Annotated in this window: 9 protein-coding genes; 6 read left to right on the top strand and 3 right to left on the bottom strand. The window is 66.8% G+C overall.

The features are described from left to right. Positions 1 to 20 precede the first annotated feature (20 nt). From ACIQ7H_RS10635 to ACIQ7H_RS10610, 6 genes are all read left to right on the top strand, one after another. The gene (locus ACIQ7H_RS10635) at positions 21 to 455 is read left to right on the top strand and encodes an FKBP-type peptidyl-prolyl cis-trans isomerase (protein WP_395791241.1); all 435 of its coding nucleotides are present in this window, start codon (positions 21 to 23) and stop codon (positions 453 to 455) included. An 82-nt stretch (positions 456 to 537) separates the two neighbouring features. Next, the gene (gene metG, locus ACIQ7H_RS10630) at positions 538 to 2,700 is read left to right on the top strand and encodes a methionine--tRNA ligase (protein WP_395791199.1); all 2,163 of its coding nucleotides are present in this window, start codon (positions 538 to 540) and stop codon (positions 2,698 to 2,700) included. A gap of 119 nt (positions 2,701 to 2,819) precedes the next feature. After that, positions 2,820 to 3,743, top strand: a complete 924-nt coding sequence (locus ACIQ7H_RS10625) for a hypothetical protein (protein WP_395791197.1) — start codon at positions 2,820 to 2,822, stop codon at positions 3,741 to 3,743. 142 nt (positions 3,744 to 3,885) lie between these two features. Continuing rightward, complete coding sequence (locus ACIQ7H_RS10620) at positions 3,886 to 5,277, top strand: 3' terminal RNA ribose 2'-O-methyltransferase Hen1 (protein ID WP_395791195.1); 1,392 nt, start codon at positions 3,886 to 3,888, stop codon at positions 5,275 to 5,277. Further along, positions 5,274 to 7,820 (top strand): polynucleotide kinase-phosphatase, encoded by a 2,547-nt coding sequence (locus ACIQ7H_RS10615; RefSeq protein WP_395791193.1) that lies wholly within the window; start codon positions 5,274 to 5,276, stop codon positions 7,818 to 7,820. The genes ACIQ7H_RS10620 and ACIQ7H_RS10615 overlap by 4 nt, the downstream gene beginning before the upstream one ends. Before the next feature lie 33 nt (positions 7,821 to 7,853). Continuing rightward, positions 7,854 to 8,345 (top strand): GNAT family N-acetyltransferase, encoded by a 492-nt coding sequence (locus ACIQ7H_RS10610; protein ID WP_395791191.1) that lies wholly within the window; start codon positions 7,854 to 7,856, stop codon positions 8,343 to 8,345. Positions 8,346 to 8,567: 222 nt separating this feature from the next. Here the strand turns inward: ACIQ7H_RS10610 and ACIQ7H_RS10605 are convergent, their stop codons facing one another. The 3 genes from ACIQ7H_RS10605 to ACIQ7H_RS10595 all read right to left on the bottom strand — a co-directional run bounded on the left by ACIQ7H_RS10605 (position 8,568) and on the right by ACIQ7H_RS10595 (position 13,586). After that, positions 8,568 to 10,619 (bottom strand): response regulator, encoded by a 2,052-nt coding sequence (locus ACIQ7H_RS10605; RefSeq protein WP_395791189.1) that lies wholly within the window; start codon positions 10,617 to 10,619, stop codon positions 8,568 to 8,570. Positions 10,620 to 10,715: 96 nt separating this feature from the next. After that, positions 10,716 to 11,429: a tRNA (adenosine(37)-N6)-threonylcarbamoyltransferase complex dimerization subunit type 1 TsaB gene (tsaB, locus tag ACIQ7H_RS10600; RefSeq protein ID WP_395791187.1), complete on the bottom strand. Its 714-nt coding sequence runs from the start codon at positions 11,427 to 11,429 to the stop codon at positions 10,716 to 10,718. Positions 11,430 to 11,570: 141 nt separating this feature from the next. After that, positions 11,571 to 13,586 (bottom strand): ATP-dependent DNA helicase, encoded by a 2,016-nt coding sequence (locus ACIQ7H_RS10595; RefSeq protein ID WP_395791185.1) that lies wholly within the window; start codon positions 13,584 to 13,586, stop codon positions 11,571 to 11,573. Between the last annotated feature and the right edge of the window lie 131 nt (positions 13,587 to 13,717).

Raw genomic sequence — 13,717 nt, 5'->3', positions numbered from 1 at the left:
GCGCACCGCGCCTGCGGCTGCTGCGCTGGCTCGTTGCAGGTGTGTGCGCGCTGGCGCTGACCGCCTGTGGGCCGCCACCGATGCCGGTCGAAGCCGGGCGGATCGAGGGTGTGCAAATCGAAGACACCCGCGCCGGGAATGGCGAGGTCGCACGTGCCGGCCAGCGGGTCCAGGTGCACTACCGCGGCTTTCTCTACGACGAGCGCGCGCAGCACGCTCGCGGTGAGCAGTTCGACGAATCCTATGCGCGCGGTCGACCGTTCGAGTTCGTGCTTGGGGCGGGGCAAGTGATCCGCGGCTGGGATCAGGGCATCGAGGGCATGCAGGTCGGTGCGATGCGCGTGCTCAAGATGGGCCCCGAGTTCGGCTATGGCGACCGCGGCGCCGGCAACGCGATTCCGCCCGGCGCCTCGCTGGTTTTCGAACTTGAGCTGCTGGCTGCAAAGAACGACTGAGAGCTGCTGAGACTTCAGCAGCGTCCGCGCCTGCGCGCGCATGGGATAATCCGCGCCCGTTTGTTCCGGCTGTCTTCTTCCCATGTCCCACCAAGCTCCGCTGCTCGTCACCTGCGCCCTGCCCTACGCCAATGGCCATCTGCATCTTGGCCATCTGGTCGGCTACATCCAGGCGGACATCTGGGTGCGCGCGCAGCGCATGAACCACACGGACGCGTCGAAGAACCAGCCCGCTTGGTTCGTTTGCGCCGACGATGCCCACGGCACGCCGATCATGCTGGCCGCCGAGAAGGCCGGCGTGGCGCCTGAAGAGTTCATCCGCGGCATCCAGGCCAGCCACGAGCGCGACTTCGCCGAGTTCGGCGTCGCCTTCGATCACTACCACAGCACCCACTCAGACGAGAACCGCGCGCTCGCCGAGCTGATTTACGGCCGGCTGGAGCGCGACTACATCAAGCCCAAGAGCATCCTGCAGCTGTTCGATCCCGAGCGGCAGATGTTCCTGCCTGACCGCTATATCAAGGGCGAGTGCCCGAAGTGCGGCGCGGCCGACCAATACGGCGACAACTGCGAGGTCTGCGGTGCCGCTTATGCGCCCACCGATCTCAAGAACCCGCGCTCGGTGGTCTCGGGTGCCGTGCCTGAGCTGCGTGAGAGCGAGCACTACTTCTTCGATCTGCCTAAGTTCCAGGGCTTCCTCAGTGAGTGGCTGGACGAGCGACGGGAAAAGGCAGCGATCGCCCCAAGCGTCCACGCAAAATTGAGCGAGTGGCTGGTTGCAGGCCTGCGTGACTGGGACATCTCGCGCGACGCGCCCTACTTCGGCTTTGCCATTCCTGGAAAGGAAGGAAAGTTCTTCTACGTCTGGCTGGACGCACCGATCGGCTACCTCGCAAGCTTCAAGGCCCTGTGCGACAAGAACTCGCACAGCATGAACTTCGAGACGCTCACTGCCGCAGGCAGTTCCCTCGAGATGCACCACTTCATCGGCAAGGACATCATCAACTTCCACGGTCTGTTCTGGCCGGCGATGCTGAAGGGCGCGGGCATGAAGGTGCCCAGCGCGCTCCACGTTAACGGCTACCTGACCGTCAACGGCGCCAAGATGTCGAAGTCGCGCGGCACCTTCATCCAGGCCCGCACCTATCTCGACGCGGGCCTGAACCCCGAATACCTGCGCTACTACTTCGCCGCCAAGAGCTCGGGCGGCGTCGACGATCTCGATCTGAACCTCGAAGACTTTGCCCAGCGCGTCAACGCCGACATCGTCGGCAAGTTCGTGAACATCGCCAGCCGCTGCGCGGGCTTTATCGAGAAGCGCTTTGGCGGTCAGCTGTGCGCGCTCGCCGGGGAGTCAAAGGCCTACTGGACGGAGGCGAAGAATCGCATTGGGGACGAGCTGATCGGCAAGTATGAGAGCGGCGCCTTCGGCAGCGTTATCCGCGTACTGATGGCTGAAGCAGATCGCATCAACGAGCGCATTGCTGAGAAGGCACCTTGGGCGCTAGCCAAACAAGAAGGGAAGGAGGCGGAGCTGCACGATATCTGCAGTCTGGGTCTTCGCATATTCGGGCTGATCGCTGCGGACCTCTACCCGATCGTCCCAGGCCTGAGCGGTGCCACGCGTTCCCTCTTTGTCAATCAAACGATCAATCTTCCAGAGCAAAGCGAAGACCTCCGTGCCGACCGATTTAAGCGCCTTATGCGCAGCCCTACTGAGAGCCTCGCGCTACTCCCTTTCACCCCGCTCGCCACCCGAATCGACCCCAAACACATCGAAACCATGATCGACAACAGCAAAGAATCCCTCGCCCCCGCAGCGGAAGCCACCAAGGCCAATGCCCAGCCGGCCGCAGCGACCCAGCCCCCAGCTTCCACCCCGCCGCCGGCGAAATCCGAATCCCCAATCCCGAATCCCATCGCTATTGAGGACTTCGCCAAGCTCGACCTGCGCATCGGCAAGGTGCTCGAATGCGCCTTCATCGACGGCAGCGACAAGCTGCTGCGCTTCAAGCTCGATGCCGGCGATCTCGGCGAGCGCCAGATCTTCTCCGGCATCCGCGCCGCCTACGCCGACCCTGACAAACTCGTTGGCCGCAGCGTCGTCTTCATCGCCAACCTCGCCCCGCGCAAGATGCGCTTCGGCATCAGCGAAGGGATGATCCTGTCCGCTGGCAGCGGTGGCGAAGACCTGTTCCTGCTGGATGTCGATGCCGGCGCACTGCCGGGTGCGCAGGTCAAGTAATCCAGTGCTGCCGCGCGCTGAACGTGCGGCCCTGTCGTTCGTGTGTCGTTTCTCCAGCTGGATTCCGAATACAGAGATGCAGAAGCGTTCTGCACCCTCTCATTTCTTGGAGAACACACATGAAAACCCGACTGATGCGCCACAGCCTCGCGGCAGCCGTCGCCGCCTGCGTCCTGCAGCTGCCCATGGTCTCAACGGCCTTCGCAGCTGACTTTCCGGTGGTGCGGCCCGGCGACGGTGAACGCATGCAGATGCTGGCCGAGATCGAAACCGCCGATGGCCGCTTTGTGCAGTTCATCGCCTTCCCGGAGGACGGCGAAATCGTCTACGGCGAAACGGTGTCCGCCGGGGCCGACGAGGCGCGTCTCAGCGTCCCGACCGGCACGGCGCTGGACCGCTTTCTGGAGCTCACCCCGGAGCATGCCCCGGTACCGCGGCTGTTGGCGGAACTCGACGGACTGTTCGAAGCACCCGGTGACAGCGTGGGCGATGGTCGCGTCAACACCCGTGAGGGCGCAGCGGAAGGCACACCACGTGAGTCCGAGCTGAGCGCCTACAACCGCAGGGTGGCCGACAGCATCGCGCGGCGCGGCCTGGTCGAGCAGCTGTCAGCGCCGCTGCGGCTGAACCTGCTGCGCTCCGGGTCAGCGGCGAAAGCCGGTGGCGGCTCCTGCGGCGCGGACGGCAAAAACTTCTTCGAGCAGAACCATTGCGACACCCTGGGGCCGGGCGGCTACGGCGTCGGCCAGGGCCATTGCGACAGCAGCCTCAGTGCGAGCATTCAACGCACCAGCACGATCCGCATGCGCCATACCTATACCCGCATGGTGACCTGCGGCACCAGCGGCACCGTCAAACATCGATACAGCAAGGTCGGCGGCTGGCATCTGCAGTTCACCTCGCTGCAGACGCCGAACACGGTGACCAGCTGGGCCACATCCAAAGGCGGTGTCGCACGCTTCCGCCGTGCCAGCTTCGAGCGCATTGGCAACGTCGGCGGAATCCGCGGCTGGACCCATTTCTTCAAGCAACTGACTGATTGATCGCGGCTGCAAGCTGCGAGCGGAGTCCAGCGCCAGGCCGGCAGTCACTGCCGAGCCTGGCGCTGCAGCGGCGGCTCAGGCGTGCTTGGCCTGTGCGAGGCTCGCGTAAACTCCCGCGTTTTTCGGCGGGGACTTTTCGCGCATGCTTTTGAAGATCAGCACCACCCATCGGCCTGCGACCGACCTTGGCTATCTGTTGTCCAAGAACCCTTCGCGGCCGCAGTCGCTGAATCTCAGCTTCGGCGTCGCCCACGTGTTCTACCCGGAGGCGACCGATGAACGCTGTTCGGTGGTGCTGCTGGTCGAGGTGGATCCGGTTGGTCTGGTTCGCGGCCGTGGCGAGAACGATGGCCCCTTGAGTCAGTACGTGAACGATCGACCGTTTGCCGCTTCGTCATTCCTGGCGGTGGCGATTGCGCGCGTGTTCTCCAGCGGCATGGCAGGCACCAGCAACGCCCGCGCCGAGCTCGCCGCCAGCGCAATTCCGCTTGCGGTTGAAATCCCGGTGCTGCGCTGCGGCGGTGGTGAGCTGCAGCTGCGGCGCTGCTTCGAGCCCTTGGGCTATCTGGTCGAGGTTAGTGCACTGCCCCTGGATGAGCGCTTCCCCGAATGGGGCACCAGCAACTACTTCAGCCTGAGCCTGAAGGCCACGCTGAGGCTCTCCGAGCTGCTCTCGCATCTGTATGTGCTGCTACCGGCATTGGACGGTGACAAGCATTACTTTGTTGGCAGCGACGAAGTGCAGAAGCTGATCGACAAGGCCGGCAGTTGGTTGCCGACCCACCCCCAGCGCGACTGGATCATGGCGGCCTACCTCAAGCGGCAGCGCTCGCTGGTTCGCGAGGCCCTCGGCAAGCTTCTGAGCACGCCCGACGAGGCGATCGAAGCCGAGCAGACACAGCGCGACAGCGGCGAGCAGGCGCTGGAACGCGGCCTCAATCTGAACGACCAGCGCATGGCTGAGGTGGAGCGCGTGTTGCTGGCCACCGGTGCACATTCGGTGCTCGACCTGGGCTGCGGAGAAGGGCGGCTGCTCGGCCGTTTGCTGGAGCACACCCAGCTGCATCGCCTGCTGGGGGTCGATGTGTCCTGCGTAGCGCTGGAACGCGCGGCGGAGCGACTCAGTCTTGAGCGACTGCCGCCGACCAAACGGGCGCGCATCGAACTGCTGCAGGGCAGCCTGACCTATCGGGATACGCGGCTGGCCGGCTTCGACGCGGCCTGCGCGGTCGAGGTCATCGAGCATATTGATCCTGAGCGACTGCTGGCCTTCGAGCGGACGGTGTTCGAGTTCGCCCGACCGGGCACGGTCGTCATCACCACGCCGAACATCGAGTACAACGCGCGCTTTGAACGGCTTGAGCACGGCGCCTTCCGGCATCGCGACCATCGCTTCGAGTGGACGCGGGCCGAGTTCCAGCAGTGGGCGCAGAAGGTCTGTGATCGGCACGGCTACACGGTCGAGTTCTCGTCGATCGGTCCGGTCGATCCCGAGCTGGGTGCACCGACCCAGATGGGAGTGTTCAGCCGATGAATACCATCAAGCTGCCGAACCTTTCGCTGGTCGCGCTGATCGGCCCATCGGGCGCCGGCAAGTCAACCTTCGCGCGCAAGCATTTTCTGCCGACCGAGGTGATCTCCTCGGATTTCTGTCGCGGCTTGGTGGCCGACGATGAGAACGACCAGGCGGCGAGCAAGGATGCGTTCGAGGTGCTGTATTGCATCGCGTCCAAGCGGCTCGCGGCCGGCCGCTTCACCGTCATCGATGCAACCCATGTGCGCGCAGAAGACCGCAAGCGGCTGATTGCACTGGCGCGGGAGTTCCACGTACTGCCGGCAGCGATCGTGTTCGATCTGCCGGAGCGGGTCTGTCACGAACGCAACGCGGCACGCGCCGACCGCAGTTTCGGAGCACATGTGGTCCGCGGCCAGATGCAGGCGCTGCACAGATCGATGCGCGGTCTCGAGCGCGAGGGCTTTCGCAACGTCAGCATCCTGAAATCGGTGGAGGATGCCGAACTGGCGAGCATCGAGCGCCAGCGTCTATGGAACGACCGCCGCGAAGAACGCGGCCCGTTCGATATCGTTGGCGATATCCACGGTTGCCTTGATGAAGCCATCGCGTTGCTGACCCGGCTCGGATATCGCGTCGGTGGCACGCGCGAGACGCCAGACGTACAAGCGCCCGAAGGTCGCCGCGCGATTTTCGTGGGAGATCTGGTCGATCGCGGCCCCGACTCACCGGGTGTCCTGCGGCTGGTCATGCACATGGTCAGCACCGGCACCGCGCTGTGCGTGCCCGGCAACCACGACGTCAAGCTGATGCGCAAGCTGCGCGGCAAGGACGTTCGCATCAGCCACGGTTTGGCGGAAACCCTGCAACAGCTGGAATCGGAGCCCAGCGAGTTCCGCCAGCAAGTCGCCGACTTCGTGTACGGCCTGGTCAGCCACTATCTGCTGGACGATGGCAACCTCGTGGTCGCCCATGCAGGTCTGAAGCAGAGCCTGCAGGGGCGCGCCTCGGGCGCGGTCCGCGAGTTCTGCCTGTACGGCGAGACCACCGGCGAAACCGACGAGTACGGCCTGCCGGTGCGCTACGACTGGGCTCGCGAATACCGTGGCCATGCCATGGTCGTGTACGGCCACACCCCTGTACTTGAGCCCGAGTGGGTCAACCGCACGCTGTGCGTGGACACCGGCTGTGTGTTTGGCGGCCGCCTGACCGCGCTGCGCTACCCGGAGCGCGAGCTGGTTTCGGTGCCGGCGGCGCGCGTCTACTACGAGCCGATCAAACCCCTGGCGGGGCCGGCCCCGGCGGGCACGGCGCGCGACGCCAACATGCTCGACATCGACGACGTGCTCGGCAAACGGGTGTTGAAGCCACGGTTGGGAAACAGCATCACCATCCGCGATGAGAATGCCCGTGCGGCGCTGGAAGTCATGAGCCGCTTCGCCGTCGACCCGCGCTGGCTGATCTATCTTCCGCCGACCATGGCGCCACCGGCGACCGCGCCCGACGGCGATCTGCTGGAGCGCCCCAAAGAGGCCTTCGACTACTACCGGAACGAGGGCATTACCCAGCTGGTGTGCCAGGAAAAGCACATGGGCTCGCGGGCGGTCATCCTGCTTTGTCGTTCGGAGGCCGTGGCCGCGCAGCGATTCGGTATCAGCGGCGATGGCCGCGGCGTCATCTACACCCGGACCGGGCGGCGCTTTTTCAACGACGCGGCCATCGAAGTCGCCTTGCTTGACCGCCTCGACCATGCGCTGACGAGCGCTGGCCTGTGGGATGAGCTCGACACCGACTGGATCGCCCTCGATGTCGAGCTGCTGCCATGGTCAGCCAAGGCGCAGGAACTGTTGCGTACCCAGTACGCGCCGACCGGCACGGCCGGCCGCACGTCGCTCAGCCAGGCGGACGCCTGGCTGTCGCAGGCGCAGGCGCAAGGGCTTGATGTCGAGGCGCTGTCGGCACGCGTACGGGCGCGTCAGCAATCGGTTGATCGCTACATCGAGGAGTATCGGCGCTACTGCTGGAGCGTCGGTGGCGTGGAGGATCTACGCATCGCGCCTTTCCACGTGCTGGCCTACGCAGGCGTCGTCGGCCTGGTTCGCGACCACCGTTGGCAGCTGGACCTGATCGACCGGCTGTGTGCTGCAGATGCTGGACTGCTGCGCAGCACCCAGCGCCGCTACGTTGACCTTGCCGACGCGAGCAGTGAAGCGGAAGCCAGCCTCTGGTGGGAAACGATCACCCACCACACCAGCGAAGGCATGGTGATCAAGCCGGTTGACGCGGTTGCCAGCGGCCGCAAAGGGCTCGCTCAGCCCGCCATCAAATGCCGCGGACGCGAGTACCTGCGCATCATCTATGGCCCGACCTATACGGAGCCGGAAAACCTCAGCCGTCTGCGACAGCGCGGGCTGGGGCCAAAACGCTCGCTGGCGCTGCGGGAGTTCGCGCTGGGGCACGAGGCCTTGCATCGCTTCGTCGAGCACGAGCCGCTGTATCGCGTGCACGAGTGCGTGTTCGGCATCCTGGCACTGGAGAGCGAACCCGTGGATCCGCGCCTGTGAGCGCGGTGAGGCACTTCATCGAGAGGACAACGCATGCATCTCCGCCCCGTTTCGCCTGCTGACTTCCCCGCCCTGCTCGCGCTCAATGCCGAATCGGTGCGGTTTCTCAGCCCGCTGGATGCGTCGCGATTGGCGCATCTGCATGCGCAGTGCAGCTGGCAACGGGTGCTGGAGGACGCCGATGGCATCGCAGCCTTTCTGCTGGCATTCGCGCCGGGGGCGGACTACGACAGCCCCAACTACCGCTGGTTTGCTGCGCGCGGCGGCGCGTTCATCTACATCGACCGCGTCGTGGTGGCGCCACGCGCGCGCGGACTCGGTGCGGGGCGGGCGCTGTATGCGGCGCTGTTCGAACATGCACGCGCAGCGGGGGTCGCCGAACTGACCTGTGAGTACGATCTCGATCCACCCAATCCGGTATCGGCCGCGTTCCACGCCCGCTGCGGTTTTCGCGAGGTGGGGCGGCAGATGGCCAATGGCAAGCAGGTTTCGATGCAGGCGGCGTCGCCAGGCGGGGGATCATGAGTCGCAAACCAGGCGCAGCGCCGCCGGCACCTCGGCCACTGTGGACGACGACCTCGCCGCACTCGACCGCCCGCAGCTGGCCTTGATGGATGCCTCGCCTGCGCTGCTCAGGCGCGATGAGGCGCGCGCGCCACGGCGCTCGCCCCCGTAGCAGGCCTGCAAGCGGCTCGGACAGCGGTGGGTTGTTCGCCGTCAGCTGCGCCGTTCGTGCCCACCCAGCCCTCAGCCCTCGTCGTCGACGGTCTCGTAGTCCGGCCGCGGTGATGCCGCGGCCAGCGCATCCCCCTGCAGGTAGTCAACGCTCAATCCCCACAGGCTGCCGACCGCGGCCATCGACTCGACCTGGTCGACCAGCACCTCACGGCCCAGCGATTGCCAGGCCTTGATCATCGGCGCGAGTTCGTCGACGTCAGTCTGCGCCACCATCTGCTGCGACAATCGCAGCAGATGCACAGGCAGATCCGCCAGTTGCTCGAACAGTGCCAGGCTGGGCGCATGGCTGCTGGCGCCAATCGCGATTCCGCTCGTATGCAAGCGCTGCAGCATCGGCTGGTGCTCGGGCGCCTGCAGGGCGGCCGCATCAAGTTCGACCCGCAGATCGCTGTGCAGGTCGGGACGGCGACGCAGCTCGGCGTCGATCCAGGCCAGCTGGCGGGCGTCGACCGCCGCCAGATCAAGCGGCACCAGAATGCTGCTGGCGCGGCCGCGCTGGCGCTGCTCGGCAATCGCCTCGAAGGCATGGAACAGGCACATGCGATCGATGGTGGCCAGCATGTCCTGTTCGCGCGCGAGACCGAGGTACTCGCTGCGCGGATAGCCCTGCAGCGGCGCGCGCAGGTCGCGCAGCTTGGCGATCAGCGCGCAGCTGCCGCGCTCGCCGTGCAAGCGCAGCAGGGGCTGGAACTCGAAGCGCAGACTGCCGCCGCGGGCGAGGTCGCGCAGGGCGTGGTGGATCACCATCACCCGCTCCGGCGGCAGCGCATTCGGGTCTTTCGACAGCACGCCCTCGGCTCGATTGCCGCCGAGCTGACTGGCGACGCTGGCGGCAGCGAAGGCACTTGCGATCCAACGCTCGCTGTCGCGCTCGCGGCGCTCGCGCGGTTGCACGGCCATTCCGATTGAAAGTGTCAGCGCCAGGGCCTCGCTGCCGATGTCGAAATCCTCGCCGCGTGCCGCGCGCAGCAGGCCAGCGACGGTCGATTCAACCGCGTCGCGACGCTCGCGTTCGATCAGCACACCGAAGCCAAACTCCTCCCACAGGCTGTAGCGGTCGCCCTCGCCCAAGCACGCGCGCACGCGGGTCGCGAGGCTACGCTCCAGCGTATGCGCGCCGCCGAGGCCAAGCCGGTCGCGCAGGCCCGGGGACTGATCGACCCGCACGGCCAGCAGCACCCGCCAGGCGGATTCCGGACCGTCCTGACGGCGTTCAAGCTCCTGCAGAAAATCGCCGCGGCGCAAGCGCGGGCCAGACTCGTTCTGCGGGCCTGGCAGGCGTGTGCCAAAGCTGCGCGCGCGCTTGGCTCGACTGCGCACCGCGGCGATCAGGGCCTGCGGGCGCATCGGCTTGACCAGGAAATCGTCGGCGCCCAACCGCAGCGCATTCAGACGCGCCACAGGTCGCTCTTCGCCGGACAGAAACACGATCTGCGGCTGCGGCGCAGTGCGGCTGGCGCGCAGGCGATCGGTGACCGCCAAGCCGTCCATCCCTGGCATGTAGAGATCGAGCAGGACGATGTCTGGCCGGAAGCCGTCTACCGCCTGCAGCCCCGCCTCAGGATCGCCGAAGGTTTCCACCTGCATGCCCACCCGGCGCAGGATGGTGCTGCAGTACAGGCGACTCTCGGCATCGTCATCGATCACCAGCACCCGGAACGGCGCGTTGTCCTGTGCGCAGATCCAGTCGCCCAGGTGCGCTCCGAGCAGTGGCGCATTCGGGTCGGACAGAAACCAGTCGGCCCCCGCCAGCAGTGCGGGCAGCCGCTGATCCGCGTCGCCATAGCCCACCCTCAGCACCGAGGCCATGCGGGGATCGCTCAGCGCCAGCTTGTCCAGCACATCACCCGCCGCCGCGACTGCCGGGGCCGCGGTCAGCAGTGCACAGGGCACCTCGAACTGCAGTGCCTGCAGCCAGTCTTCCACCCGGTCAAAGCGTCGCGGCAGCAGGCCGCGCTGGCGCAGATCAGCATCGATGCGCTCGGCCAGGGCCGGGTCAACCCGCAGCAGATCGATCCAAAGCGAGCCCGCGGCGGGCGCAAGCGAGGGACTGTCGGTCATGCGGGGGCTTCATCGAGGGCGATGGCTGCCATCGTAGTCAGTCGCGACAGCGCCGAAACGGGCGCGAACCGCAGTTGCGGGCGGACTGCGGCCGGATCAGGCCCCCGAACGCTCCGCCCCTGCGCGCTCAGCAATCGTCTGCGCGACCTTCTCCCGCAGGTAGACCGGCTGCACGTCCTCAGGCCGAGCGGGATAGTCGCCGTTGCTGAAGCGGCGCGCGGCGATGCGGGCAAGGTCCTCGGCGTTGGGAAGGGCATCGGCAGCTAGGGTCCAGCCCTGCGTCGACAGACGTGCGCCGAGCGCGGCATCGACGGCCGCAAGGCCGGTGCCACGGGCGTGGCCGCGTGGCCCAGAAGGCAGCTCGATCGCTGCCGGGGCGCCCAAGCGCGCCGGGCCGATCTCGGTCGGCAGGCCCTCGGCGTCGAGCTCGAATTCGGCCGCGTAGACCTCGGCCATGCGCGCATCAATGCTGGCGTAAACGCGACTGCCGGCGGCAAGACCACGGCTGCCCGCAGCCAGTACAGCCAAGGTGCTGACGCCGATCAGTGGGCGATCCAGTGCGCGCGCCAGGCCTTGGCCCAAGGCCACCGCAAGTCGCACGCCGGTAAACGCGCCAGGGCCGATGCCCACGGCGATGCAGTCGAGCTCACGGCGCCCGATACCGGCTTCCGCCAGCAGTGCCTCGGCCCAGGGCAAAGCGAGCTCAGCGTGGCGACGCGGCGCGATCTCGAAGCGATGCAGCAGCCCGCCGAGGTAAAGCACGGCAACGCTGCAGGCTTCAGTAGCGGTTTCGATCGCAAGCAGTTTCATGGGCGGGACACGAACAGCAGGGGGCGGCGAGTGTACGTGCTTGGGGCCGTTGCAGCGTTTCCGAGACGGCGTGGCTGCTGGAACGCTGCGGGGGAATCGGGATTCGGGAGCGGCGCCCCGCGCTTCACGGCGCCCGTCGATCTAGACGCAGTCCGGCTCGTCGATGTCAAAGCTGCGGATCACGCTCAGGTTCGCCAACGGCTCCGGTTCCGGTTCCGGTTCCGGTTCGCAGATTTGCGGGGCGCTGAAGAACGCGCGCACATCCTCGATATCGGCCGTTCGCGGCAAAGGCGGCAGGCTTTTCATGAAGCTGCGGCCGTAGCTCTTGCTGGTCAGGCGCGGGTCGCACAGCACGAGGACACCGCGATCGGACTCGGTGCGGATCAAACGCCCCACACCCTGCTTGAAGGCGATCACTGCGGTTGGCAGCTGCCAGTCGCGGAACGGGTTGCCGCCGCCCTGTTTGACGTGATCCAGCCGCGCTTCCAGCACCGGATCATCAGGCGCGGCGAACGGCAGCTTGTCGATCAGCACCACCGACAGTGCGTCGCCGGCCACGTCCACGCCTTCCCAGAAGCTCGCCGCGCCCAGCAGCACACCATTGCCGGAATCGCGGAAGGCCTGCAGCAGGGTGTGGCGTGGCTGGCTGCCCTGCACGAACAGCGGGAAGTTCGTCTTCGCCTGCAGCCAATCGGCCGCCTCGCGCAGCGCGCGGTGGCTGGTGAACAGCAGAAAAGCGCGCCCACGTGAGGCCTCAAGCACCGGCAGCGCTGCGCGCAGGATCGCCTCGACATAGCCGCGTTCGGCCGGGTCCGGCAGGCCCGGCGGCAGGTAGGCCAGCGACTGCCGGGCGTAGTCGAAGGGGCTCGGCTCCAGCAGGGTTTGCGGCGCTTCCAGTCCGAGCTGGCGGGCGTAGTGATCAAAACTGCCGCCCACCGCCAGGGTGGCCGAGGTGAACACCCAGGCGGCGCGCGCCTTGGCGCGGAACTCGCTCAAGGGACCGGCAATGTCGAGTGGCGTCTGGTGCAGGCTGAAGCCGTGCCGGGCAAGTTCGAACCAGCGCACGCACGGCCCGTCTTCGGCACCGGGATGCAGGGCATTGAAGCGCTGCTGCAGCGCCTGGCCGCGGGCGAAGCAGGCCGTCAGCCCGGTACTGCGCTCGGCCTGGCCTTCCAGCGCCAGCACCAGCGCACGCAGGGCGTCTTCCAGTGCTTCAAGGCTGTCGGCGCAGGGGTCGTGACGCACTGCCTGGGCGATCGGGCCGCGCGCAGGCAACGGATCCCAGGCCAGTCGGAACTCCTTGAGGCAGCGCTCGAGATCATCGACGACGGGCTGCAGGCTGGAGATCGCGCCCGAGGCCTGCAGCGCTTCGGCCAAGGCGTCGCGGCCGAGCTCCTGCAGCTGGCGCGAGGTCACCGTCTGGCCGAAGAAGCGCGTCGCAAGCTCCGGCAGCTGGTGGGCCTCGTCGATCACGAAGGCATGCGCGCCGGGCAGGATTTCGCCGAAGCCCTCGCGCTTCAGCGCCAGATCGGCGAACAGCAGGTGATGGTTGACCACCACCACGTCGGCCGCCTGCGCCAGCGTGCGCGCCTTGACCACGAAGCAGTCGGCATAGAACGGGCATTCGCTGCCGAGGCAGTTGTCGGGCGTTGAGGTCAGCTGCGGCCACAGCGCCGAATCCTCGGGCACGAAATCGATGCCGGCGATATCGCCATCCGCGCTGGCGCCCGCAAACGCGGCCACGCGCGCCAGCTGTGCGGCCTGTTCGCGGCTGCTGAACAGTCGATCGGTACGCGCACGCTCCAGCCGATACCAGCACAGGTAGTTGCTGCGGCCCTTCAACAAGGCCGACTTGAGGCCCACACCGAGCGCTTCGCGCAGGCGCGGCAGATCGCGGTGGTAGAGCTGATCCTGCAGCGCGCGGGTGCCGGTGGAGACGATCACCCGTAAACCCGACAGCAGCGCCGGCACCAGATACGCGTAGGTCTTGCCGGTGCCGGTGCCGGCCTCGGCGATCAGCTCGCCGCGCGCAAGCAGGGTGGCGGCGACAGCATCGGAGAGGCGCTGCTGCGCGGGGCGCGCACGGAAGTCGGGCCAAGCCCGTGCCAGCGCACCCTCGCCGGCCAGCGCAGAGGCGGTCGCGTCGAAAAGATCCATCCGCGAAGGATACTTGGGAACGCGGCGATGGCGGATCGGGCCGAACCATCAGCACCCGCCCACGCCTCGCCGCTTCTGCATCTCGGAAGCGCGAGAGCCGCACCCGGCATCGCTGCCCCAGGTTCTCCGAG

It is taken from the genome of Aquimonas sp. (genome assembly GCF_044377145.1).
Taxonomy (GTDB): domain Bacteria; phylum Pseudomonadota; class Gammaproteobacteria; order Xanthomonadales; family Xanthomonadaceae; genus Aquimonas.
This window is presented reverse-complemented; position numbering and strand designations above follow the sequence as displayed.